This window comes from Archangium lansingense (genome assembly GCF_026626635.1).
GTDB lineage: Bacteria > Myxococcota > Myxococcia > Myxococcales > Myxococcaceae > Archangium > Archangium lansingense.
Map to the genome: position 1 here is coordinate 4,827,161 of NZ_JAPNKA010000001.1, position 23,686 is coordinate 4,850,846.

General features: G+C 68.5%; 26 protein-coding genes. 13 read left to right on the top strand and 13 right to left on the bottom strand.

Annotation, left to right across the window (positions count from 1 at the left end; all coding sequences use genetic code 11):
* The first annotated feature begins 8 nt into the window (after positions 1-8).
* From OV287_RS19800 to OV287_RS19815, 4 genes are all read left to right on the top strand, one after another.
* Positions 9-1,547 (top strand): Ig-like domain-containing protein, encoded by a 1,539-nt coding sequence (locus OV287_RS19800; protein WP_267535597.1) that lies wholly within the window; start codon positions 9-11, stop codon positions 1,545-1,547.
* Between the two features lie 94 nt (positions 1,548-1,641).
* On the top strand, positions 1,642-2,355 hold the full coding sequence (locus OV287_RS19805) for a TetR/AcrR family transcriptional regulator (protein ID WP_267535598.1): 714 nt from the start codon (positions 1,642-1,644) through the stop codon (positions 2,353-2,355).
* Positions 2,298-3,086: an enoyl-CoA hydratase/isomerase family protein gene (locus tag OV287_RS19810; protein WP_267535599.1), complete on the top strand. Its 789-nt coding sequence runs from the start codon at positions 2,298-2,300 to the stop codon at positions 3,084-3,086. The genes OV287_RS19805 and OV287_RS19810 overlap by 58 nt, the downstream gene beginning before the upstream one ends.
* A gap of 52 nt (positions 3,087-3,138) precedes the next feature.
* Positions 3,139-4,035, top strand: coding sequence for a beta-keto acid cleavage family enzyme (locus OV287_RS19815; protein ID WP_267535600.1), 897 nt, complete (start codon positions 3,139-3,141; stop codon positions 4,033-4,035).
* A gap of 30 nt (positions 4,036-4,065) precedes the next feature.
* Here OV287_RS19815 and OV287_RS19820 read toward each other — a convergent pair whose 3' ends face one another.
* Positions 4,066-4,971, bottom strand: a complete 906-nt coding sequence (locus OV287_RS19820; RefSeq protein WP_267535601.1) for a M23 family metallopeptidase — start codon at positions 4,969-4,971, stop codon at positions 4,066-4,068.
* 238 nt (positions 4,972-5,209) lie between these two features.
* On the opposite strand from OV287_RS19820, the gene OV287_RS19825 reads away from it, so the two are divergent.
* From OV287_RS19825 to OV287_RS19860, 8 genes are all read left to right on the top strand, one after another.
* Complete coding sequence (locus OV287_RS19825) at positions 5,210-5,674, top strand: hypothetical protein (RefSeq protein ID WP_267535602.1); 465 nt, start codon at positions 5,210-5,212, stop codon at positions 5,672-5,674.
* 17 nt (positions 5,675-5,691) lie between these two features.
* The gene (locus OV287_RS19830; RefSeq protein ID WP_267535603.1) at positions 5,692-6,459 is read left to right on the top strand and encodes an endonuclease/exonuclease/phosphatase family protein; all 768 of its coding nucleotides are present in this window, start codon (positions 5,692-5,694) and stop codon (positions 6,457-6,459) included.
* 132 nt (positions 6,460-6,591) lie between these two features.
* Positions 6,592-7,035, top strand: coding sequence for a phage holin family protein (locus OV287_RS19835; protein WP_267542376.1), 444 nt, complete (start codon positions 6,592-6,594; stop codon positions 7,033-7,035).
* Complete coding sequence (locus OV287_RS19840) at positions 7,025-7,246, top strand: DUF3618 domain-containing protein (protein ID WP_267535604.1); 222 nt, start codon at positions 7,025-7,027, stop codon at positions 7,244-7,246. The genes OV287_RS19835 and OV287_RS19840 overlap by 11 nt, the downstream gene beginning before the upstream one ends.
* A 50-nt stretch (positions 7,247-7,296) precedes the next feature.
* Positions 7,297-7,497, top strand: a complete 201-nt coding sequence (locus OV287_RS19845; RefSeq protein ID WP_267535605.1) for a hypothetical protein — start codon at positions 7,297-7,299, stop codon at positions 7,495-7,497.
* A 37-nt stretch (positions 7,498-7,534) separates the two neighbouring features.
* Positions 7,535-7,978 carry a hypothetical protein gene (locus OV287_RS19850; protein ID WP_267535606.1) on the top strand — a complete coding sequence of 148 codons (444 nt, stop codon included), beginning with the start codon at positions 7,535-7,537 and terminating at the stop codon, positions 7,976-7,978.
* 46 nt (positions 7,979-8,024) lie between these two features.
* Positions 8,025-8,297 carry a hypothetical protein gene (locus tag OV287_RS19855; protein ID WP_267535607.1) on the top strand — a complete coding sequence of 91 codons (273 nt, stop codon included), beginning with the start codon at positions 8,025-8,027 and terminating at the stop codon, positions 8,295-8,297.
* Positions 8,298-8,417: 120 nt separating this feature from the next.
* On the top strand, positions 8,418-9,689 hold the full coding sequence (locus OV287_RS19860; RefSeq protein ID WP_308809639.1) for a hypothetical protein: 1,272 nt from the start codon (positions 8,418-8,420) through the stop codon (positions 9,687-9,689).
* A 2-nt stretch (positions 9,690-9,691) separates the two neighbouring features.
* On the opposite strand, the gene OV287_RS19865 is transcribed toward OV287_RS19860, so the two are convergent.
* On the bottom strand, positions 9,692-10,561 hold the full coding sequence (locus OV287_RS19865) for a hypothetical protein (protein ID WP_267535608.1): 870 nt from the start codon (positions 10,559-10,561) through the stop codon (positions 9,692-9,694).
* A gap of 96 nt (positions 10,562-10,657) precedes the next feature.
* On the opposite strand from OV287_RS19865, the gene OV287_RS19870 reads away from it, so the two are divergent.
* Complete coding sequence (locus OV287_RS19870; RefSeq protein WP_267535609.1) at positions 10,658-13,231, top strand: adenylate/guanylate cyclase domain-containing protein; 2,574 nt, start codon at positions 10,658-10,660, stop codon at positions 13,229-13,231.
* A 285-nt stretch (positions 13,232-13,516) separates the two neighbouring features.
* Here OV287_RS19870 and OV287_RS19875 read toward each other — a convergent pair whose 3' ends face one another.
* From OV287_RS19875 to OV287_RS19925, 11 genes are all read right to left on the bottom strand, one after another.
* The gene (locus OV287_RS19875; protein ID WP_267542271.1) at positions 13,517-14,092 is read right to left on the bottom strand and encodes a transposase; all 576 of its coding nucleotides are present in this window, start codon (positions 14,090-14,092) and stop codon (positions 13,517-13,519) included.
* Positions 13,995-14,432, bottom strand: coding sequence for a helix-turn-helix domain-containing protein (locus OV287_RS19880; RefSeq protein ID WP_267533035.1), 438 nt, complete (start codon positions 14,430-14,432; stop codon positions 13,995-13,997). The genes OV287_RS19875 and OV287_RS19880 overlap by 98 nt, the downstream gene beginning before the upstream one ends.
* A gap of 122 nt (positions 14,433-14,554) precedes the next feature.
* A complete protein-coding gene (locus OV287_RS19885) occupies positions 14,555-14,914 on the bottom strand; it encodes a (2Fe-2S) ferredoxin domain-containing protein (RefSeq protein WP_267535610.1) in 360 nt (119 codons plus the stop codon).
* Positions 14,915-15,117: 203 nt separating this feature from the next.
* Positions 15,118-15,876: a NuoI/complex I 23 kDa subunit family protein gene (locus OV287_RS19890; RefSeq protein ID WP_267535611.1), complete on the bottom strand. Its 759-nt coding sequence runs from the start codon at positions 15,874-15,876 to the stop codon at positions 15,118-15,120.
* A gap of 17 nt (positions 15,877-15,893) precedes the next feature.
* The gene (locus tag OV287_RS19895; protein ID WP_267535612.1) at positions 15,894-17,351 is read right to left on the bottom strand and encodes a complex I subunit 1/NuoH family protein; all 1,458 of its coding nucleotides are present in this window, start codon (positions 17,349-17,351) and stop codon (positions 15,894-15,896) included.
* Between the two features lie 2 nt (positions 17,352-17,353).
* Entirely contained in the window at positions 17,354-19,183 is a 1,830-nt protein-coding gene (locus OV287_RS19900; protein WP_267535613.1) for an NADH-quinone oxidoreductase subunit G, read from the bottom strand.
* Positions 19,180-20,445 (bottom strand): NADH dehydrogenase (quinone) subunit D, encoded by a 1,266-nt coding sequence (gene nuoD / locus OV287_RS19905; protein WP_267535614.1) that lies wholly within the window; start codon positions 20,443-20,445, stop codon positions 19,180-19,182. The genes OV287_RS19900 and nuoD overlap by 4 nt, the downstream gene beginning before the upstream one ends.
* A gap of 39 nt (positions 20,446-20,484) precedes the next feature.
* Positions 20,485-20,997, bottom strand: a complete 513-nt coding sequence (locus tag OV287_RS19910; RefSeq protein ID WP_267542378.1) for an NADH-quinone oxidoreductase subunit C — start codon at positions 20,995-20,997, stop codon at positions 20,485-20,487.
* 88 nt (positions 20,998-21,085) lie between these two features.
* Entirely contained in the window at positions 21,086-22,429 is a 1,344-nt protein-coding gene (locus OV287_RS19915; RefSeq protein WP_267535615.1) for an adenylate/guanylate cyclase domain-containing protein, read from the bottom strand.
* A 204-nt stretch (positions 22,430-22,633) separates the two neighbouring features.
* Positions 22,634-23,191, bottom strand: a complete 558-nt coding sequence (locus OV287_RS19920; RefSeq protein WP_267535616.1) for an NADH-quinone oxidoreductase subunit B — start codon at positions 23,189-23,191, stop codon at positions 22,634-22,636.
* Between the two features lie 15 nt (positions 23,192-23,206).
* Entirely contained in the window at positions 23,207-23,590 is a 384-nt protein-coding gene (locus OV287_RS19925; RefSeq protein ID WP_267535617.1) for an NADH-quinone oxidoreductase subunit A, read from the bottom strand.
* Between the last annotated feature and the right edge of the window lie 96 nt (positions 23,591-23,686).

Below are 23,686 nucleotides of genomic sequence, written 5' to 3' on the forward strand. Positions count from 1 at the left end.
CATCTCAGATGCGTCTGGGTCTCGCCGTGTGTGTGGCGATCGTGAGCGGGGTGCTCGCCGCATGCCAGCCCCCCGTCCCGGCCACACTGGAGTTTGTGGACCAGTCTCCTCTCCAGCCCCGGCTGGGGGAGATCACCACTTTGCGTTTTCGTGCCATCGATACGCGGGGTGAGCCACAGCCAGGGGTGCGTATCACCTTCGAGCTGCAGGCTCCCGTCCCCGGTATCGTGCTCAATCCCCCCGAGGCCACCACGGACGTGGGCACCGGCATCGCCTCCACCCAGGTGGTGGCCAACGGTGGCCGTGTGTCCTCGGTGGTGGTGACGGCCCGGGTGGGGGACAAGATTGCGGTGGGTCCCGCGGTGACCTTCGCGGGCTCTGCCTCCACCTCGCGCCAGTTCACCTTCCAGTGCGGTGAGCTCTCGGGCGACGGCTCCGGCGGTGTGCACGCCATCGGCGCCTACGATTCCACGCGTCACCTCATCGCCGGCGTGAAGATGGACTGCATCGCCCACGTGGCGGATCGCAACGGTGATGGTATCGCCGGGGCGCAGGTGTCCTTCCTCACGGAGGCCGGCACCATCGGTCCCAGCTCCACCAGCGTCACGGACGTGGTGGGCAACGCCAAGGTCCTCTACAAGACCTCGCTGCCGTTCCCCGAGGACGTGCCTCCGGGCGAGTTCACCTGGAACCCGCGCAAGGACGCCAACTACACGGGCGAGTACATCGCCCCGCTGTGGATGCACCCCTTCATGTGGACGGATGACCCCATCGCCAAGTACGGCGACCGGCCCAACCAGTTGGAGCCTCGCCGGCCGGATCCCATCCGCCCTGGGAAGGAGAACAATCCTCGCGACAACCTGGTGAGCATCATTGCCATCACCACGGGCGAGGAGGCGTTCGACGACCTCAACAACAACGGCGTGCACGACGAGAGCCCTGCCGAGCCGTTCGAGGATCTCACCGAGCCCTTCGTCGACAGCAACGACAACGGCACGTGGGACTCCAAGGAGCGCTACGTCGACGCCAACGGCAACGGCAAGTGGGATGGGAAGAACGGCAAGTTCGACGCCACCACGCTCATCTGGGTCCAGGAGCGCATCCTCTGGACGGGCGTCCCGCATCCGGAGGACGTGCGTGTCCCCTCCGAGGTGCAGGGCCACAAGTCCATCATCCGCTCGCTCAACCCGCCCCCGGGCATGCAGCACCTGACCAAGTTCGACGCGCTGCTGGCGGAGTTCCTGGTCGCCGACCCCTGGTTCAACAGCCCGGCCCGCAACGACGACAACGACGGGTGTGAGTCGGCCTCGGTCGGTCCCGTGGAGGTGGCCAAGCTGACCAAGGGCAGGGCCTTCACCTATCCGGCCGCCCTCCTCATGCGCTACGCCATCCAGGACGTACGCGACCCGACCAGCCCCGACGTTCCCAATTATCCCGTGGCCATCGACTGGGAGGTGTCGGCCGGCTGCGTCTTCACCGCCTCGACGGCGGATGGGCACAAGTCCGTCGTGGATGCGCCCCGGGTTTACGGCGACATCTTCCCGTGAGGAACGCCCGGCAAGGGCATTGACCCCGGGCTCCTGCATCCGTAGCGTCCTCCCCGGCTGATTGAAGAATCAAGCAGCCGGGGAGAGACACCGGGTGAGCCAGCGGCAGAGCAAGTCGGAGGCGGCAGGGAACCGGGAGAGCGAGCGCCGCCGTACCATCCTTCGCGCGGCGATCGACGTGTTCGCCCGCAAGGGCTACCACGGGTGCCGTGTCGCGGACGTGGCGCGCGAGGCGGGCGTGGCCTACGGGCTCGTCTACCACTACTTCAAGAACAAGGACGAGCTGCTGGAGACCGTCGTCGAGACGGGGTGGAGTGGCTTCGTCTCGCGTATGCGCGCGGTGGCCGAGGACGAGAGCACCTCGCTCGAGGAGAAGGTGCGTGGCATCGCGGACGTGGCCTTCGAGGCCTACCGGGTGGACCCTCGCGCGGTGAAGGTGCTCATCCTCGAGGTGGCTCGCAGCCCCGCGGGTACCCAGGTGGTGAGCCGCCAGCAGGCCTTCCTCGACACCATCCGCATGGCCGCGACCATGTTCGCGCGCTCCCAGACCACGGGCGAGCTGCGCGCGGATCTGGATCCGATGCTCTGCGCCTCGCTCCTCTTTGGCGCCATCGAGCTGGGGCTCACCGCCTTCGTGTCCGGGCTGATGGAGGACCGCAGCCCCGAGGCGCTGGACCGAGCCAAGCTGCAAATCGCCGAATCCTTCCTTCGCGGCGTCCTCCCTGGCGCCGCGGCTCCCCCGGAGGCGTCATGGAAGCAGGAGAAGGTGTCGTCCGGTACCAAGCAGAAGGTGGGCAAGCGCTCCTGACCATCGATCGGCCGAAGGCGCGCAATGCGCTCTCGCCCGAGGTGTTGCAGGGGTTGCAGGCCGCGTTGGAACGCGCCGAGGCGGACGCCTCCGTGCGCGTGGTGGTGCTCACCGGCGCGGGTGAGAAGGTGTTCTGCGCCGGGGGAGACCTCGGGCAGATGGGCGGGGACGGTGGTTTCCTCGCCACGCACGAGGGGCGCCGCGCCTATGGCCGGTTGCTGCTGCGGCTGCAGGACCTGCGCAAGCCCACCGTGGTGCGCGTCAACGGACATGCGCTCGCGGGTGGGTTGGGGCTGGTGCTCGCGTGTGACCTGGCAGTGGCCGTCGAGCACGCCGAGCTGGGCACGCCGGAGATCGACGTGGGGCTCTTCCCCATGATGATGATGGCGCTGCTGCAGCGGCACGTGGGCCGCAAGCGGGCGCTGGAGATGGTGCTGACGGGGGAGCGGATGCCGGCGCGCGAGGCGCTCGCGCTGGGGCTGCTCAACCGGGTGGTGTCCGCGGCGGAGCTGGACACGGCGGTGGCGGGGCTCGCCGGGAAGCTGGCGGGCAAGAGCCAGGCGGTGCTGGCGCTCGGGCGCCGGGCCTTCTTCACCGCCGAGGACATGCCCCTGCCAGCCGCGATGGAATACCTCTCCTCGCAGCTGTCCCTCAACGTGCTCGCCGAGGACGCCGCCGAGGGCGTCACCGCCTTCATCGAGAAGCGTCCCCCGAAGTGGAACGACCGCTGATTTCCTGAACCCTTTCCCCAATCCCCTTTCCACAACCCTTGAGAGGAGCCCCATGCCGCTGTCCAAGGACAAGGTCATCGTCACCTGTGCATTGACGGGCGTGCTGGCCAAGCGAGACCAGTGCCCGTACCTGCCGTACTCGCCGGTGGAGATTGGCGAGGAGGCTCGCCGGGCCTACGAGGCCGGTGCCGCGGTGGTGCACATCCACGGCCGCGAGCCCGACACGGGCGATCAGTCGTGGAGCGCGGACATCTACGGGCAGATCAAGGAAGAGGTGAGCAAGCGCAGCCCCATCATCGTCAACTTCTCCACCGGCGGCTTCAACATGGGCGTCGACTCGGAGGAGGCGAAGAAGGAGCGCCTGGCCTACGTGTGGAAGACGAAGCCGGAGATGGCCGCGCTCAACATGGGCTCGATGAACTACGCGAAGTATTCGGAGAAGCGGAAGGGCTTCGTCTTCGACTTCGTGTTCCCCAACCCCTTCTCGGACATCCTGCTGGCCACCGACGCCATGCGCGAGGGTGGGGTGAAGCCCGAGCTGGAGTGCTTCGACCTGGGCCACATCCACAACGCGGAGCCGCTGCTGACCATGGGGGCGCTCAAGGGCCCGCAGCAGTACAGCTTCATCCTCGGCGTGCTGGGGGGCGTGGCGCCCACCGCGGAGAACCTGCTGGCCATGTCGCGGCAGGTGCGTTCCGAGGACACCTGGGAGGTGATTGGCATCTCCAAGGTGCAGTGGAAGCTGGTGGCCGCGGCGCTCGTGCTGGGCGGCAACATCCGCGTGGGGCTCGAGGACAACTTCTACCTGGACCCGGCCGGCAAGGAGATGGCCAAGGGCAACGGGCCGCTGGTGGAGAAGGCGGTGCGGCTCGCGCGGGACATCGGCCGCGAGCCGATGACCCCGGACGAGGCCCGGGTCGCGCTCGGCATTGGCAAGGCGTGGGGCTGAGCCCTCGCGCTGAGCCTTACTCGTTGGGCTTTATTCTTTATCGCGCTGGGTGATGGCGGGGGCGCCAGAGAAGTCGAGCTTCAGCAGCGTCTCGCCGTCCACCCACATGTCATCCACCTTCACGCCCCAGTGGAGGTGGGGGCCGGTGACGCGGCCGGTGGCGCCTATCTTCCCGAGGATCTGGCCGCGCTCGATGCGCTCGCCATCCTTCACGTCCATGGCCGACAGGTGGAAGTACGCCGTGTAGAGGCCCGCCCCGTGGTGCACCAGCACCGTGTTGCCCGAGGCGTAGGCATCGCGCGACATCACCACCGTCCCCGCGTTGGCCGCGAACACCGGGGTGCCCGTGGCGCCGCGGATGTCGGTGCCGTAGTGCTGGCTCTGCTTCTTGCCGTTGTAGGTGCGCAGGTCCCCGTAGGGCGCGGTGATGCTGTCCTCGCGCGGCCAGGTGAAGTTCTCCTTGAAGGCGGGCGCGATGAAGGACTGGGCGAACGCGGCGGCGAAGGCGGCCTTGTCCGCCTCCATGCGCGCCTGCACCTCTGGGGCGGGCTTCTTCACGGTGAACTTGTTGGCCACCTTCAGCGTGCGCGAAGGCCAGCCCGCGGCCACCACGTCCAGTGTGCCCGTGAGCTCCATGGGCGTGGCGCTGCCCGGGGCCGGCACCACCACCTTCACCGGCACCTGCCCTGGCGTCAGCTCCACCGGGAGGCCGGTCAGGGCCTGGAAGCCCTCGCGCGTCGGGTAGAAGCGCAGGGGACGCTCTCCGAGGGTGCCAGTGGGGACCTCGGTGAGGCCGCGCACGGTGACGAGCACCGGATCGCCCGGCCGCGCCATGGTGGGCTGGAGGGAGAGAAGGGGTCGCTCCTCGGCGGCGAGAGCGGACAGGCCAAGGGCCAGCAGGAGGAACGGAAGCCGTCGGAGGGAGGAGATATGCACGGCCGCGAGATATGCGTGCGGGAAGGGGAGGCGTCAACGAATGCCGACATCGGCAACCCCCCGAGTGTCAGCCGCGTGGCTGTCAGCGCCACCTGCTGGAAGGAGGAAGGGCGCATGCTCCGTCCTTCGAGGAGCAGGCGGACGGGCGGGCCCCCGTTGAGCCTCAGCGTTCCTTCTGCTTGCAGAGCTCCCTAGCTTCCGCGTCATCTGTTTCTGTTTCTGAGGGGGAGATAATCGGATGCCGCGCACCTATCGCTTCGACCACTTCACCGCACCCAAGACCTCGACTCCGAGTCGGGGCCTGCGCCGCCGGGACAAGCAGATCCTGTCCGAGCGACGTGCGATGGAGCGTCGCTCCGACAAGGAGCTCCACTACGGTCGGAGCCACGCGGAGACGGAGGAGCTGTTCCACGTCCGTGCCATGAACGCGCAGCTCGAGGCGCTGGCGGGGCTGTCGGCCAACGCGCCGATGAAGCCCACCGCGACCAACCGGGGCCAGCCCATCGGCGCGCTACCGGTCCCCGAGGAGCCGTCGCTGCTGACGCGCGGGGCGCTGCGGGACGTGTACGAGGAGGCGCTGCGCCAGTTCCGCGCGCTCCAGTCGGGCATTCAGGATGTCACCAAGGCCACGGGCCGGCTGCTGTCGCTGCCCATGGAGGCGGCCCGGCTGGCCGCGCAGCGCATGCGTCTCGTGCAGAGCTAGCCCGAGGTGGTTCACACGTGGAGCTGACGCTCGTCTCCTACAACATCCACAGCGGTATCGGGACAGATGGTCTCTTCGACCTGCACCGCGTGGGGGACGTGCTTCGGGAGATCAACGCGGATGTCATCGCCCTCCAGGAGGTGGGGGACTACCGGGGCGTGACGTCTCGCGAGGACCAGCCCGAGCACCTGGCGGACCTGCTCGGGCTGCACATGGCCTTCGGGCCCAACGTGGTGCGCAACGGCCGCCGCTATGGCAACGCCATCCTGTCGCGGCTGCCCATCCTCAAGTCGAAGAACTACGATCTGAGCGTGGCTCGCCGCGAGCCCCGGGGCGCTCTGCGCTGTGACCTGGACCTGGGCCAGGGCCGGCAGCTCCACGTCTTCTGCCTGCACCTGGGCCTGAGCATGAGCGAGCGCCGGCGCCAGGAGGCGCTGCTGCTGTCCGCCGACATCCTCCGCGACGCCGTTCGTAATGATCCGGTGGTCGTGTGTGGAGACTTCAACTATTGGGGCCCCGGTGCGGTGCCCGGGCTGGTGCGCCAGGCCATCCACGACGTGGCCCTGGAGCTGGGCAGCCGGGTGCGTACCTACCACTCCCGCCTCCCGATGCTGCGGTTGGATCGCATCTACGTGGACTCGGGCGTCAAGCCGCTGACCTTGCAGGCCCACCGTACGCCGCTCTCGGCGGTGGCCTCGGACCACCTCCCGCTGGTGATGCGCTTCGAGGCGCCCCTGGAGGAGGTCCGTCCCCCCCTCTCGGCACCGGTGGAGCTCATCGGGTAGCCTGGGGGCACCGGCACGTCGGATGGCCGACGCTGACGAACGCCGGACAGATCGCTTCGTGACAGGGTTGTCGCGGAGAACGGGAGGATCCTACGTTGGGACCTCCGAATGAGAGCGACGGCTGGGGAGCAGATGGGCTTGGGCACCGAACAGACGGAGCGCGGACTGACCGTGCTCGTCGGCCGCTTGACGGATGGTTTCAGCAAACTGGTGACGCAGCACCTCACGCTGGCGCGCGTGGAGTTGATGGAGGACGCGCGTGTCATGGGCTCGGACGTGGCGCGCATCGCCGCCTTCGTGCCCTTCGTGCTGGTGGGCTACGCCTTCCTCTGTGCGGCGTTGTCCGCCTTCCTGGCGCGGTGGATCGGCTGGGACGGTTCACTCGCATTGGTGGGCGCCGTCAACCTCGTGGTCGGAGGCCTGGGCATCGCGCGGGCCGCCAACCGGCTCAAGTCCTTCCAGGTCATGGACGAGACCACTCGGGAGCTCAACCGCAGTGTGTCGGTGCTCGCCCAGGCCCCGGTTCCGGCTGTCCAGCCCGCGACGCTTCCCCGGGAGGCCGGCCATGGCCGCTGACGGCAAGGCGCGTGTCACCCCCCAGACGTCCGCGCAGCTTCGCGCGGAGATTGAGCGCACCCGCGCCGAGCTGGCCGTCTCCGTTGGTGAGCTGCGCCATGAGGTGGCGCGGCGCACGGACTGGCGGCAGTGGGTGCGCGAGCGGCCCTACACATGCGTGGGGGCGGCTTTTTTCATCGGCTTCCTCATCGGCAATAGCCAAAGGCGCTGAGACGCCCCATCTTCGCTTTCACCCTTCAACCCCGAGAGGAGACGGTTCCCATGGACGTCAATCCCCAGCATCTGCAGGACAAGGCCCGCCAGCTCCAGGAGAACATGCTGCCGCAGATCGAGGAGGCGCGGCGCAACCTGGAGGACATGAACACCCGCGTGGTGAGCTTCATCCGCGCCAACCCGGGCACCTGCCTGTTGGGCGCCGTGGCCGTGGGCTTCATCATCGGGCGGATCGCCTCGCGCCGCTGAGCGCGTCACCGTTTTCTCCAAGCATCGGAGTTCCTACATGACGACCTTCCAGAGCAACCCGGGCGGTGGCGGCCCGTCTTCCAGCGGCGGCCAGTCGCAGGGCAATCAGGGTCAGGACGGCTTCGGCCAGCGGGTGGACCAGATCGGCTCGGACGCGCAGCAGCTGTGGGACGACGCACGCGGCGCGGTGACGGATCTGCAGGACACGTTGGACCTCAAGGGCCGCGTGCAGCGCAACCCGTACCTGATGATGGCCGCGGCCGTCGGCGTGGGTTACGTGCTTGGCGGTGGCCTCTTCACCCGCACCACGGGCCGGTTGCTGCGGCTGGGCATGCGACTGGCGGCGCTGCCCATGGTCAAGGATGAGCTCATCGGCATGGCCGAGATGGCGCTGAAGGGCGTCGAGGTGGGTGCCGGCCGTATGGGTGGCATGTCCGGGACTGGCAACGCCGGTGGACCGGATCGCCCCCAGGGCTCGTAGGTGTGATTCACTTCCTCTCCCACCCGTCGCATATGGAGCGCCAGCGATGTTCAGCGCCAAGGATCTGAAGAAGTTGGACAAGGACGATGTGCTCGAGCTGATCGGCCTCGAGACCAGGAAGGGCCCCTCGGAGTGGCTGTTGCCCGCGCTGGGCGCCTTCTCCGTGGGCCTGCTGGTGGGCGCGGGGCTCGGCCTGCTGATGGCGCAGAAGCCTGGTGCCGAGCTGCGCGACGACCTGCGCAACCGGCTGCAGGGCGGGGAGCCTCTGGCCAATGGCACCGGCCAGCAGCGCCCCGAGTCCGTGTCCCGCGGAGCCTGATTCCCGTGGTCCATTCCCCGCCCGCGACCCGGGCGGCCGTCGAGGGGCGATCCGCTCATGTCGGGTCGCCCCTTCGTCTTTCCAGGCGGTAGACTCCAGGGCCATGCGGGAGCTCACGGCGTGACGTCGAGGAAAGAGCGCAAGCCGGCCGGCGGTAAGGGCCGGGCAGGGAAGCGTGCCTCGGAGGTGGAACCGAAGGCGGATGCCCCCGCTCGGGGAGCTGACGTGCCCAGGCGAGAGGACTCGCCGTTGCGGCGGGTCACTCCGAGGGAGATGCCCGCCGTTGATGGGTCATGGGAGGACGGCAGTCCGCTCCCGGCGCCCGTGCGGACCCGGCGGCAGGGCCAGGAGGTGACGCGCGAGGCGCCCACCGGCACTCCAGCCTGGCGAGTGCCCGCGCCGCGCCGGGATACGCCGCGGGACCTGCCTGCGGTGGGCGGCGTGGGAGAGACGGCAGAGGCTCGCACAGGACCCGCACCAGAAGGGCCCGGGGCGTCCGCGGAGGCAGCGACGCGCGGAGCTCTGGCCCGGGTGCGTGGCCTGGAGACGCTGGAGCCCGCCTATGACGCGTGGCTCGAGTTGCGGAGGGCGTACGCCGCCTCGCACGCGCGCTTCCAGGAGGAGCGTGAGCGGCTGGAGCAGCAGGGCTCCTTTCTGGTGGGGGCGGTGCGGGCGGCGAGCCAGGAGCGGGCGGCCTCGGCGGAACCGGCACCGGCGGCAGAGCCGGCACTTGCCCCTGTGGACGCGCCCATGCGGGACTTCCTGCGCCAGGCCGAGGAGAAGCTGACGCGGGCGCGCGAGACGCTCGCGAAGGACGAGGCCGAGAGCGAGGCCCGCTACCAGGCGGCCTTCGAGGAGATCCGCTCCACGCTGCGGGACCGGGTGCGGCGCTACCTGGCCGGCTCACCTCCGCGCCTGCGGTTGCTGCTGCGCAAGGTGGGCGCTACGCGTGCCATCCTCCACCTGGAGCGGGTGAGCGGGGATGCTCCCGTGCTGCTGCTGTACCTCTTTGCTGGACGGATTCCCTCGCGCCACGGCTTCCTCTTCGATGACTCCACCGAGGACGTGTCGTTGTCGCCAGCACCGTTCTATCCCGAGGAAGGCGTGGTGCCGGGCGAGGTGCGTCCGGAGGCCCCGGCCCTGGTGGCTCGGGTGCTCGCGCCGGGTGAGGTGCTGCCCGTGAAGGGTTTTCTGCCCGTCTTCGTGCCTCGCCCCGAGGGTGGGGAGGACTTCTTCCGGCTGTTGCAGCGCGGGCCGGTGATGGAGGTGGAGGTGGCTGAGGGCCCGGGCTTCCGCGGTGTGCTCACGCGGGAGGAGTCCGAGCGCTTCGCGGGGCACCTGCTGCGCCTCAAGCTCGAGGGCAAGCTCGAGCTCGAGGTGGAGGCGGGGTAGGGCTACTCGGTGTGCACCATGCCGACGTCGGCGGTGCCCACCAGCATCGCGCTGCCGGTGAACAGGTTGTTGGTCTCGGGCCCGCCCATCTGCACCGTCTGGAAGACGACGAGGTAGTTGCTGTCCGGAGCGGGGAAGGCGGTGCCCGGGATGTCGAGGCTCGCCGCCTGCCACTTGGTGGGCAGGGCCACGATCTCGAGGAACTCCAGCGGCTCCTTCGGCATGTTGGTGTAGGTGGGCTCACCCTTCTCGCCATCCGTGCCGAGCGGGACGACGGTGACGAAGCCCAGCGTGCGCACCTGGTCGGCGCTGGCCAGCGCGGGCCGCTTCAGCGTGAGGCCCTGGTTGGCCCTGTGCTTGACGTAGCCTCCGGCCGGGTGGAGCGTCTCGATTCGCTCCAGGGCCGGCGCGTCCTTCACCTGGCCCACGTGCGAGTTGCCGCCGTGCTCGGCGACGAACTTGTAGGTGGCGCCGTTCTGGTACTTCACGGCGCTGTCATCGCTGAAGTCGGTCGTCAGGCTGTAGGTCCCCGCGCCCTTGTTATCGAGGACGATCGGGGTCCCGTTCACGGCCTCGATGCGGACGGTGGCGTTGGCGATCGGCGCCGGGGCGCCCTCCTCCCCGTTGCGCGTGGCGAAGAAGACGAAGGCGGCCGTCTGGCCCGGAATGGTGAGCCGCTCGTCCTCGGGAACGCCGCCGTCGGGCAGCGTGCCGGCGTCGAGCCCGGCCATGGCGTTGAGCGACACGTCCACGTCCGGCGTAGAGAGGAGGGTGCCAACCATGACCTTCTCGGCCAGGAGCTGGTCGAAGTTGCAAGCCAGGGGGGTGAGCAGGAGAGCGGTAACGGCAGCGGACAGCAGGATGCGTTTCATGTGCGGTCTTTCCGGAAGGACAGCCCGGCGACCGAGCATATCAGGGTGACGGGAGGGCTGGGGACGAGGGCCGAACGCGGTATGGTGGCTGCTCCCGTGCGAAGCCTTCCCATCTACTCGGCCGGTCTCCGCTTCCTGCAGCGGCTCGGCTACTCGCTCCTGCAGGCCACGCTCTTTGGCGCCATCCTGGGGCTGCTCGTCTACTACCGCGTCCCGCGCGCGCAGCTCTCCGAGGACGCCACGCCCATCGCGTTGCTGGCCCGCCCCTCGGCGTGGCTGCAGTCCTGGGAGCGCGGCACCTATGACTGGCGTGCTCGCTCGCTGGGCGGTCGCTCCTCGCGCTCGGATCGCGTGGTGGTGGTGGCGCTCGATGACGAGACGCTCGCCGAGGCCCGTCAGGACGAGCACCCTGGCATCGCCTCCAATCCATGGCCGCGGGAGATTCTCGGCGGTCTGTCCAACCGGCTCATCGACGAGGGCGCGGAGCTGGTGCTGCTCGACTTCCCCTTCACCGAGCTGAGCCCTCGCGCCTGCCTCGCGCAGGGCACGCCCAGCCTGGAGGGGCTGGACGACGATCGGGCCTTCCGCAAGCTGTTGGATCGCCACCCGGAGCGCTCGCTGCTGGCCTTCTCGTGGACCCTGGACCGAGGCATCCCCGCGGGCAGTCGGCTGTGGCCGTACCGGGTGCGGCTGGGCACCTACCCGAGCGAGGCCGATGCTCGGAGCCGGGTGCAGTCGGTGTTGGCGGATCAGCGTCCCGCGTTCCTCATCCCCGCGGGCAACGCATTGGAGGTGTGGGCGGGCGTAGCCAGCGAGCAGGAGGGCCAGCGGGTAGTGCTGGAGCAAGGCGTGCGCGAGCCGCCGAAGGTGCAGGAGCGCCGCGTCACGGACGACACGTACCGCGTGGGCCCGCTGGAGCTCTTCGTGTCGCTGGCCGAGGTGCAGGTGGAGGGGCTGGACGTAGCGCAGCTGGAGGAGGTGCGGCAGTTGGAGCACCCGGTGGCGCCGCTGCTGGGCTCGGCGAGCCTGTACGGGTCCATCACCGTGGTGCCGGATCCGGACGGGGTGGTGCGGGCCGTTCCGCACCTGGTGAGCTACCGCTCGCGAGAGGGAGCCCGGCACGTGCTGCCCTCCATGCCGTTGATGGCGGCGATGCGCCTGGCGAACACGCGCCAGCTCCGTTACGCGGACGGCCGGCTGTACGTGGGGGATCGGTTCTCCATCCCCATGGACGAGTCCGGCTACAGCCTGGTGCGCTGGGACGCGGCAGAAGTGGGGCGAGGCTCACGCGGCTCGGTGTCCCGGGCCATTCCCGCGTGGAACGTGCTGCTCAATCTCTTCGCAGTGCGCGAGGGCGTGCCACCTCGGTCGGTGCATGACATCGAGGGTCGCCTCATCGTCTTCACCAACACCTCGCGCCAGGCGATGCACTCCCAGCACACGCCCATCGGCGAGTACACGCCCGCGGGCGCTGTGCTCGCGCAGTCGCTGGTGAACCTGCTGCAGTCCGAGGGCATCACCCGCGCCTCGCCGCGGATGGATCTCTTCCTGACGCTGGGGCTGGCCTTCATCGGCGCCTTCGTGGCGCTCACCTTCAACCGTGGCCTGCGCTCCTTCGGTGACGTGTGGATGTACCTGAGCGCCATGGTGGCGGTGGGTGTCCTCTACGCCTGGGCGGCCTGGTACGTCTTCGTCAACGAGCGGCTCTGGGTGGCGATGATGGGCCCGCTGCTGGCCATGGGCCTCACCTTCATCTTCACCATCGTCCAGGCCTCGCGCTCCGAGCGGCAGCTGCGCCACTTCATCACCGACGTGCTCGGCCGCTATGTCAGCCCCGAGGTGGCGCGGCTCGTCACGCGAGACCTGCGCCTGCTGACGCGGCCCGAGCGCCGCGAGGTGACGGTCTTCTTCTGTGACCTGGACGGCTTCTCGAAGCTGTCCGGAGAGCTGTCTCCCGAGCGGCTCATCCAGCTGCTCAACGACTACCTGACGGAGATGACGGACGTGGTGCGCTCCACGCGCGGCCAGGTGGACAAGTACATCGGCGACGCGGTGATGGCCTTCTGGGGCGCGCCGGTGCGCACGGAGCGCCACGCGCATTACGCATGTGAGGCCGCGCTGAAGGTGCGCTCGGTGCTGCTGGAGCGCCAGGCGTACTGGGACAAGACGTATGGCCACCACCTGCAGTGCCGCATCGGCATCGACAGCGGCGAGGTGTTGGTGGGCGGCATGGGCAGCGACTTCGAGTCCAAGTACTCCGTCATGGGCGAGTCCGTGAAGCTCTCCATGTTCCTGGAGAGCCTCAACCGCGGCTATGGCACCTCCGTGCTGGTAGGGGACAGCGCTGCCCGACTGGCGCAGGACGCCTACGTCTTCCGCGAGGTGGATCGGATACGGCTCAAGGGCCGGGCCGAGCCCACGCGCCTGCATGAGTTGATGGGGCGGAAGGGGGAGATCTCCTCGAAGGTGCAGGAGCAGCTCGCTCTCTACGCGCAGGCGCTCACCGCGTACCACGAGCGGCGCTTCGACGAGGCGCTGGCGCTGTTCACGCAGGGCGTGGAGACCTTCGAGGATCCGGTGGCTGGGGTGTACGCCGAGCGCTGCCGCAAGTTCGCCTCGGCGGCGCCTCCGGAGGACTGGGACGGCGTGTTCTCGCTCGAGGGCCAGTAAGAGAGAAGAGCGCGGGGCGGGCTCGTGGAGTGTCCACGAAGTTCTTGGACACGGTCCGAGAGCCCGTGGAGGTCCCCTCTCCCTCTGGGAGAGGGCTAGGGTGAGGGTCTTCCCTTGGACCGCGTCATCACGAGGGAGCTCAAGGCAGAGGGCAGCAATGGGGCACGAATGCTCCGCGATGCGAGTTGGGGCGCGGAGTACGGGTGAAGACCCTCACCCCCCGCCCTCTCCCAGAGGGAGAGGGAGTATGCGCAACACGGCTAAGCGGTCCGCCATAGATGTTGTTCACTTTTTCCGCAGGCGGTTTCGGTAGCTCATGAAGCCGCTGCGGACAGCGGCGAGCAGTTCAGCGAGCGTGGGGTAGCTCCGACGGGGCATTTCGTAGGACTTCACCACGCCGAAGACGGGCTCCACCTCGTTGAGTTCCGGCGAGTACACCGGGAGAAAGAAGAGGCGCACGCCGCGCTTGCGCAGTTGCCTACGGCGTTGGCGGATGAAGCGGCTGGTGTGGATGTTGACGTTGTCCAGGACAACGGTGCATGGCCGCTTCCCCGTGGGTAGCAACAGCAGGAAGTCGAAGACATCCGCACTGGTGAGGGAGCGGCCCTTCACGGTGAAACGTAGGGCTCGCTGGCCGTCGCGAATGCCGTAGGCGGCCAGGGCGTTGGCGCGCCTGCCCTTGGTGGCCTCATAGGCAATGAGCTTGCGACTGCCTCGGAGCGTCCAGCTGTAGCCCGTCGGCTGCGTGGGTGCGAAGCCGCACTCATCGAGGAAGAAGAGGTCTAGCCTCCGGGCGCGGGCTTTTTTTGAGCGTGGTGAGCTTGCGGCGCGCCCGCTCCACCGCCTCGGGCTGCTGTAGATGCTCCAGGCTCGACTTGGTGCGGCGCCAGCCAGCGCCCAGTTCCGCCAGGTAGCGCTCCGTCTGCCGGGCACTCATTTGAATGCCCACCCCAGCCAATGCCTCAGCCAACTGGGATGATGTCCAGGTACGTGGCTCCGAGAGGAACTTCTCGAGCATGCCCACTACCATGGCGTGTCGCTCAACATCCGGCACTGGCCCCGGTAGCTTGTGCTCCAACGCATCCAGGCCCTCGTGGCTCCAGGCCTTGAGCACACGGCGCACAGTAGCCGCATGCACTCCCAGGTACTCCGCAATCCGTGGGGGCGACCAGCCCGAGGCGGACAGAAGAATCATCTCCACGCGGTCGCGCTCCCACGGAGTGGCCCAGGACGAGCGGCCCCGCTCTCGGAGCCGCTCCCTATCCTCTGGGCTCACATCTGCACGCAGCATCGCAGATGTGTACAACATCTATGGCGGACCGCTTAGTCGTCCGCCTCGTCCGGGTGGCCGAAGAGCTCGACGACGGGCTTGTCCTGCTCGATGTGCTCGGCCACCACGCGCTTCATCTTCTCTGGCGTCATGTGCGAGTAGTACGCCTCGCCCTCCCAGCCCATGAGCTGGAAATCCTCGGGGGAGAGCGGATCCCTCTTTCGCCCCGTCTCCTCGCGGATGACGACGTTGGGACCCATGTGGCAGAAGCCGTAGCAGCCCCCGCGGTACAGCTCGCAGCGCGCCTGGAGCTTGCGTGCGGACAGCTCGTCGCGAGCGGCCGCGGCCACTGCGTCAGAGCCGCCGGCCTTGCAGCTCGAGCCCTTGCACACGGAGAGGCGGTAGCGCTTCATGCGCCATCCACCCTACGGAGTTTGCGAGTGGCTGGAAAGGGTTGCGCGGCCACTGAGGGCCAGCCCCCTCGGACGCAGGGAACGGGGTTGTAGGGCTGCAATGCGGCTGCACCTGCACACCCCTTGAAATGACACCGGCCCGCCGTCCACCGCACGAAGCGGGGAGGGCGGGCCGGGCGCCAGCGGGCGAGCCGCCGGACGTCCTACTTGAGGAACTTCGTCACGGGCACTGGGCCCTCGTTGGAGACGACGGTGCGCGAGGGCGGGGTGACGTGCTCCCCATGGCCGTGGCCCGCGGTGAGCGCATGGCCGTGGTGCGCGCCCTCGTGGCCCTCTCCGATGCGGGTGTGGGCCTCCTTGTGCACGTGGGCCGGCTGCTCCGAGCCCGGGCGCTTGTTCCACGGATCGGACGGGTGGGCCACGGCGGGCCCCTTCAGCAGCTTGGGGATGTCGTAGACGAAGCCCTGCCGGTTGTACTCCGGCGGAGTGTGCGTGTACGTGTCCATGCGGATGGCGTCCTTGGGGCACGCGTCCACGCACAGGCCGCACACGATGCAGCGTAGCTCGTCGATGACGAACTGGGTGGGGAACTTCTCGATGACGCGCGACTCACCCTCGGCCGCGCTCGTCTCGTACTCCCCAGCCTCGATGTAGATGCACTGGGCCGGGCAGATGGTGGCGCACATGTAGCAAGCCACGCAGCGCGGCTTGCCGTCCTCGCGCGGAACCAACCGGTGCAGACCGCGGTACCCGGGAGGATAGGCAACCTTCTCCTCGGGGTACTGCACGGTTGTCACCAGGCTGGTGCCCTTGCGGTCCTCGAACGGGACGCCGACCTCGCGGGTCCCGAAGAGGTTGCGCAGGAAGTGCCGCGTGGTGATGGCCAGTCCCTTGATCAGCTCCGGCAGGTAGGACCGCTCGCGGATGTCGGTGCGGGGATCCTGAGTCGCCTTGTAAGCCATGGTGTCTTTCTCTCAGCCTAGTGCGAGGCCGCGGCGGCACCGGAGTGCGCACCGGAATGAGTGTCCGCGTGGGCCGCATGACCATGCGCGTCGTGACCGTGCCCGTGGGCATCGTGGCCGTGCCCGTGTCCATGGCCCTCCTCCGACTTGAGCGCGGAGGACATCGTCAGGGCCAGCAGGACGCCGATCTGCAGCAGGCCGAAGATGGCCAGCGCCTGCAGGGACGGATCCCACAGCACCAGCGCGCCCGTGGCGAACACGTTGAAGAGGCCAATGGGCAGGAGGATCTTCCAGCCCAGCGTCTGGATCTGATCGTAGCGGAAGCGCGGGAACGTCCAGCGGATGGCGAGCTGCAGCCAGACGAAGAACATCACCTTCGCCCAGAACACGGTGCCGAGGATGGTGCCGTAGAGCCAGCCGTGCTCCTTCATCACCGCCAGGTTGGACAGCCACTCGCCGCCGAAGGGCAGGTGGTAGCCACCGAAGAAGAGCACCACGATGAGGCCCGACAGGACCACGATCTCCACGAACTCGGAGATCATGAAGAGGCCGAACTTCATGCCCGAGTACTCGACGAAGTAGCCGATGATCTCCGACTCACCCTCGGGGGTGTCGAAGGGGGCGCGCTTGGTCTCCGCGAAGGCCGCGGCGAAGAACAGGAAGAAGCCCAGCGGCTGCAGCAGGAAGCCCCAGGCGGGGATGCCGATGTCGAAGCTGCCCACGCGCGCTTCCCACAGGTAGCGCGCCTGGCCGCTGGCGGCATTGCCCAGGCCCAGCTCGTTGGCCACGTTGCCCACGAAGGCGGGGAGCTGCACCGTGGAGAAGGCCATCATCAGGCCCACCAGCGACAAGCCCAGGGCGACCTCGTAGGAGATCATCTGCGAGGCGGCGCGAACGCCACCGAGCAGGGCGAACTTGTTGTTGGAGGCCCAGCCGGCGAGCGACGTGCCGTACACCGCCAGCGAGGCGATGGCGAACACGTAGAGGATGCCGAAGTCCGGGGTGGCCACCACCATGTCCACGTGCTTGCCGAACACCGACACCGAGGGGCCGGCGGGCACCACCGCGAACAGGGCGAACACCGGGGCGAAGGCCAGCATGGGCCCCAGGTTGTAGAGCAGCTTGTTGGCCGTGGCCGGGAGGAAGTCCTCCTTGAACAGCATCTTCATGCCGTCGGCCAGGAAGTGGGGGATGCCCACCAGGGGGCTGTCCTTGATGATCGGCAGGTTGATGCGAGCGCGGTTGGGGCCGATGCGGTTCTGCATCAGCGAGCTCCACTTGCGCTCGGCCACCGTGAGCAGGGACGCGATGCCCATCACGACGGCCACCATCAGGATGGCCAGGTTCGTCAGGCGGCTGCCGCCCGGGAGGACGCCCTCCACGAGACCGCCCAGGGCGTAGGCGGCGGCCATGATGCCCACGAAGTGGGCAAACATGACGCCGAACCAGAACAGCATGGTGAGTGTGCGCTTCATTGTCAGATACCCCGGACCCTGGGAGCGCCGAACTCACGATACCCCGGAGGCCGGCCGTCGGCGGCGGTCGGCAGCGGGTTGATGCCCGGCTTCTCCCGGTCGGGCGGAGCGGCCTTGTCCCAGTCGAACTGGGCGAACTCGGCCACGGCCTTGCCCAGCTCGCGGAACACCTCGCGCGAGCTCGTCCAGGCCGCGGTGCCACCCATCTCCCGGGTGAGCTCCGCCGCCAGCGCCCAGTGCGCCAGGGCATCGCCCTTGGAGGGGTACGCCTTGCGGAAGCGCTGGACGATTCCGTCCACCTGCACGAAGGAGCCGTCGAACTCCACGTGCGCGGAGGCCGGCAGCAGCACGGTGGCCTGCGCCGTCAGCGCCGACTCGTTCGTCGCCTGCGCCACGAACACGTCCAGCTTCGCGGCCGCCTGGGCAAAGGTCTCCACGTTGCCCGGCACCTCGGTGCCCACGGCGTAGAGCGCCTTCACCTTGCCACCGTCGATGGCCTTCACCAGGTCCTCGAACGGCTTGAGCGTCAGCCCCAGGCCCTGGGCGATCAGCTCCAGGCCCTTGCGGTTGGGGTTCCGGTCCGCCGTCAGGAGGAAGTGGTCCGCCTGTCCCTGAGGACGGCCGCCCACGTAGATCTCCTTCGCGCCCAGCGTGGCCTTGGCGAAGGTGAGCGTGGCGAGCAGGTCCTCGTTGGAGGCCACGGGGGAGGCGAGCACCGCCACCTGGCCCTTCACTCCGGCGAGCGCCTTGCCGGCGGCCTGGATGGCCTCCTTGCGCGCCACTTCCGGACGGGCCGTGCCGCCCTGCTGGCGGCCCACCACGGCGCTCAGCACGCGACCGAGGTTGAGGTCCTTGTAGGTCGAGCGACCGTGGTCGCACATCCAGCTCTTGTTGATGGCCTCGTTCTCACGCGGGCGGTAGCGGTAGGTGTCCTGGGCCATGAAGTCCGTGTACGTGTTGCAGCCGCGCGAGCAGCCGGTGCACACGGACGGAGCGGCGGACAGGAACCAGGCGCGAGCGCGGAAGCGGAAGTCGCGGCTGAGCAGCGCGCCCACGGGGCAGATGTCCACGGTGTTGAGCGAGTAGTTGCTGTTGAGCTCGCTGCCCGGGAACGTGTCGATGACCTCGTGGCTGCCACGGCCGAAGATGCCGAGCTGCGGCTCCTTCGGAATCTCGCTCATGAAGCGCACGCAGCGGCTGCAGATGATGCAGCGCTCCTGGTCCAGCACCACGCGGGGCCCCAGGACCTTGCGCTTGTTCTTCATGACCTTGCCGCCCTCCAGACGCGAGGGGCGGTAGTCGTAGCGCATGTAGTAGTCCTGCAGCTTGCACTCACCGGCCTGGTCGCAGATGGAGCAGTCGACCGGGTGGTTGAGGAGCAGGAACTCCATCACCGCGCGCTGCTGCTCCTTCACCTTGGGCGTGGTGGTCTTGATGACCTGGCCCTCGACGAGCGGAGTCTGGCAGCCGGGCACCAGCTTGGGGGCGTTGGAGGCCTCCACCATGCACATGCGGCAGTTGGCCGCGATGGACAGGCGCGGGTGGTAGCAGAAGTAGGGGATGTCCGAGCCGACCATCCTGGCCGCCTCGATCATGTTCGTCCCCGGCTTCACCACGACTTCCTTGCCGTCGATGGTGCAGGTGATGAACCCCGGGTTCTTCGGCGGGGGCGGGCCAGCCGGCTTGGGCGCGGGAGGCGGCGCCGTGGGGGCGCTGTGCGCGGCCGGAGGCGTGTCCAGCTTCGCGCCCGCAGGCGGGTTGGAGGGCTGGGAGCTGCCCTTCGGGGGCGGCTGGGCGTCTCCGGTGGGCTTCTTGGTGTCGTTGTCGCTCACTGCTCGACCTCGCCGCCGATCATGTTGATCGTGTCAAAGGTGGGAATGAGGTCCGCCAGCAGCTTGCCCTTGATGATCTGGGGCACGGCGGACAGGATGGGATAGCCCGGCGCGCGCACGTGGACCTTGTACGGACGGCCGCTGCCGTCGCTCACCATGTACCAACCCAGCTCGCCGTTGGCTGCCTCGGTGGCGTCGTAGACCTCACCGGCCGGCACCTGCACGCCCTCCATCACCAGCTTGAAGTGGGAGATGACGCCTTCGATGGTGCCGTACACCTCGGGCTTGGGCGGCAGCGCGATGCGCCAGTCGTCCACGATGATGGGGCCGGCGGGGATCTGCTTGAGCGCCTGGCGGATGATGCGATCGGACTGCTTCATCTCCTCGATGCGCATCAGGTAGCGGTCGTAGTTGTCGCCCTTCTCGCCCACCGGCACGTCGAAGTCGAGCCGGTCGTAGACCCAGTAGGGCTTGGCCTTGCGCACGTCGTAGTTGACGCCGCAGGCGCGCAGGCACGGGCCGGTCCAGCCGTAGTCGATGGCGTCCTCGGCGGTGATGACGCCCGTGTCCTTGGTGCGGTCCACGAAGATGCGGTTGCGCGTGAGCAGCCCGTCCATCTCGCCGACCAGCTCCATGACCTTGTCGAGCGACTTGAGGACCTTCTCGCTCCAGCCCTCGGGCAGGTCGCGGTTCATGCCACCAATGCGCCCGAAGTTGGTGGTCAGCCGGGCGCCCGTCAGCTCGGCGACGCGATCCATGATGAGCTCGCGCGCCTCGACGCCGAAGAGGAAGGGCGCGAAGCCTCCCAGCTCCATGCCCGTCGCGGCCACGCACGTCAGGTGATCATGGATGCGGTGCAGCTCCGAGCCGATGACGCGGATGTACTGGGCGCGCTCCGGGATCTCCAGGCCGATGAGCTTCTCCACGGCGTTGAGGAAGCCGAAGTTGTTCATCATCGCGGACACGTAGTTCAACCGGTCCGTGTACGGCAGGCACTGGGTCCAGGTGACGTTCTCGCAGCTCTTCTGGAAGCCGCGGTGCAGGAAGCCGATCTCACAGTCGATGGAGGCGATGTTCTCGCCCTCGAGCTCGACCTTGAGGCGCACCGTGCCGTGCGTGGCGGGGTGCGAGGGGCCCATGTTCACGTACATCCGCTTGGTCTGGAGGTGGGCCTCCAGCTCCGCCTCGTGGGCGTAGGCGTCGGTGTCCGGGTTGGGCGCTTCGGGGCTGGGGGGTGACACGGGCTTGTGGGTGTCCGCCATGATGTCTGTCCTCTGGGGGCTGCCGGTGGGGGCGGGCGATCAGGAGACGCCGCTGGTGCCGGGGCCGCGGAAGATGTCCTTGATGGGGCGCTCGGGGATGAGCGGCTGACGGTCGCGCAGGGCGTAGTCCTTGCGGAGCGGGTGGCCCTGGAACTCCTCGTACAGCAGCACGCGGCGCAGATCCGGGTGGCCCGAGAAGCGGATGCCGTAGAAGTCCCAGACGAAGCGCTCCCACCAGTCAGCGCCGCGGAACACGGACACGATGGAGGGGAGCTCCGCACGGGCCTCGCTCACGCGCACCTTGAGCCGTACATGCTCGTGACGCGACAGCGAGTAGATGAAGTAGACGACCTCGAAGCGCGGATCATTCTCCGCGAGGTGCAGACGATCCACCGCGTCGATGGAGGTGAAGAGCTTGAAGTCCAGCTCGTTCTTCAGGAACGCGGCAACCTTGGGCAGGTGCTCGGCGTGGATGACGGCCCAGGCGCCGCCAGTGCGGTCGAGGTAGCGCTCTGCCACCGCCTCCGGAAACTGGGCGGTGACCCTGTCCAGTGCGAAAGTGCTCAAAGGGGGCCCCAATGCTGGCTATAGAATCCGGCGCGTTATAAGGATGCGGCCCGGCAGGCGTCAACGTAATCCCTCAGGCATCCTCACTACTTACGCGAGGCAGAAGCCGGCGTTCGCCGGAACGGGACTTCCGGGCCGACCCCTCGGTGCCCTCCCGGGCGGGAAGCAGCCCGGGAATGAAGGTGGACACCGGCTCTCGTTTGCCGGCCACGGGCGTGGGGGGGAGCTCCTGCCAGAGGAAGCCCTCACCGGCCCGCTCCCGGGTAGCGCGGGAGACGAGCACCGGAGTGCGGTGCTGCTTGGTGAGGTGCTCGATGCGGCTGGCCAGGTTCACCGTGTCGCCAATGGCGGTGTACTCCAGGCGGCGGGCGGTGGAGCCGATGTTGCCGAGCACCACGCGGCCGGTGTGCAGGCCCACCCCCATGCGCAGGCCGGGCTCACCCCGGGCGGTCCGATCGGCGTTCAACGCCTCCAGCTCGCGCACCATCTCCAGGGCGCACTCCACGGCTCGCCGGGGGTGCTCCGGCTCGGGCAGGGGAGCGCCGAAGTACACCATGAGTGCGTCCCCAATGAACTTGTCGAGCGTGCCGCCGTGGCGGAACACCACCTCCACCATGCGCCCGTAGTACTCGTTGAGGACGGCCACCACGGCCTCGGGGGGCAGCCGCTCGCTGAGCGCGGTGAAGTCCCGCAGGTCCGCGAAGAGGATGGTCACCTCGCGCACCTCGGGGCTGGACACGGGCGAGGCCAGGTCCTGAAGGCGATCCGCCACCGCGGGGGAGAAGTAGCGGCCGAGCTGGGCGCGCTTGAGCTCTTCGCTCGTGACGGCGGAGATGAGCACGCGGATGCGGTGGAAGAGGTAGCGCGCGGCAGCGCCCGTCAGCACCAGCACCACCACCGCCACCACGCGCGCGCCCACGCCAATGGAGGCTTCGGCCTGTAGGGACACCTCGGCCACGGCGGAGGCCGCCGTCACGGCGAGGATCACCGGGCGGCGCAGCGACAGCGCCGAGAGGACGATGAGGCAGGCGTAGAGTCCCAGGGTGAAGCCCGCCACGCCTCCGGGTGAAGGAGAGACGGGGATGGCGAGGTGCTGCAGCCAGTAGATGGCGGGCACGTCCACCACCGCGAGCGACAACCCGGCCCAACTCGCCCCTCGGGGCCAGCGCAATACAACGCCCAGGGTCATCCCCGTGCACACCCAGTAGGCGGTGAATGGCGGGAGGTAGACGGCCCAGTCCGCCAGCTCCTGCACCAGGGCCAGGTACACCGTGACGGCCAGGATGGCGGACACGCCGAGGAAGCGCAGCAGCGCCAGACGCACGGTGTTGTGCCGGCGCTCCTCCTCGAGGGCCCTGCCCACCGGCTCCCGGAGGAAGTCGACGAGAGGGGGTGCTGTCTGCCCGGATTCGTCCACGCGACCTCGGCGGTGATTCGGAGGGGGGATGTTGCATTCTCGCACGTACCTTGGAGGTCCGCACATTCCACGAGCCCGCCTGCCCGCCATGCGGCCCAAGGAGTAGCGGCGGCGGCACCGGTGGTGTGAAAAGGCGAGGGCCCCGCCGCCTCCGAAGAGGCTCGCGGGGCCCTGTGGCCGCGGCACCGGGTGGTGCGCGAGTGTCTACTTGCTGAGGTTGTACTGGCTGGCCAGCAGATCGTGCGGAGCCGAGCCCCGGTGACCGACGCGGTGCACTTGGTTGCCAATCTTGTCCTGCAGCAGCTTGAGACCGTCGAGCACCTGCTCGGGGCGCGGCGGGCAGCCGGGGATGTAGACGTCCACCGGGATGATGCGGTCGATGCCCTGCAGCACCGCGTAGTTGTCGTAGAAGCCACCGGACGAGGCGCACACGCCGAAGGCGACGACCCACTTGGGCTCGGCCATCTGCTCGTACACGCGCTTGAGGATGGGGGCCTGCTTCAGGTTGATGGTGCCGATCACCATCAGCATGTCCGCCTGACGGGGCGAGAACCGGGGGAACTCGGCGCCGAAGCGGGCGATGTCGTGACGGGCCGCCGCCACGGACATGAACTCCATGCCGCAGCACGCAGTGGCGAACGGGTAGGTGAAGAGCGAGTACTTGCGCGCCCAACCCAGACCCTTGGACACCATCCGCTCGAAGAAGCCCATGGCCTCGTCGCGGCGGGTGGTCAGTACGGGTGCGATATCAGATTCAGCCATGGTTCCTCAGTGCCCTCAGTGCTCCCACTCCAGGGCGCCCTTCTTCCAGATGTAGATAAGGCCCACCACGAGGGTCGCCGCGAAAACCACCATCTCCATGTAGCCGAACCAGCCGAGCGCCTGGAAGTTCACCGCCCAGGGGTACAGGAAGACCGCTTCGACGTCGAACACGATGAAGAGGAGGGCCACCACGTAGAACTTCACCGCGAAGCGCTGGCGCGCCGGGCCGCTGCTCTCGGATCCGGCCTCGAAGGGGGCGGACTTGATGGAGCTCGGACGCTTGGGGCCCAGCATGGCGGCGAGCTGGACGATGATGAGCGAGAGCACGCCCGCCAGCAGCAGCGCGATCGCCAGCGGCAGGTAGGGCGCCAGGGGGTTGGGGTCGAGCGTGGGGTTCATTCGGCCGCGGACCCTAGGGACACCGGGCAGCGGTGTCAATGGGGAAACCCCGGCAGCCAACCCCCGGACATGACAGCGGAAAGCCAGCAGCGGAGC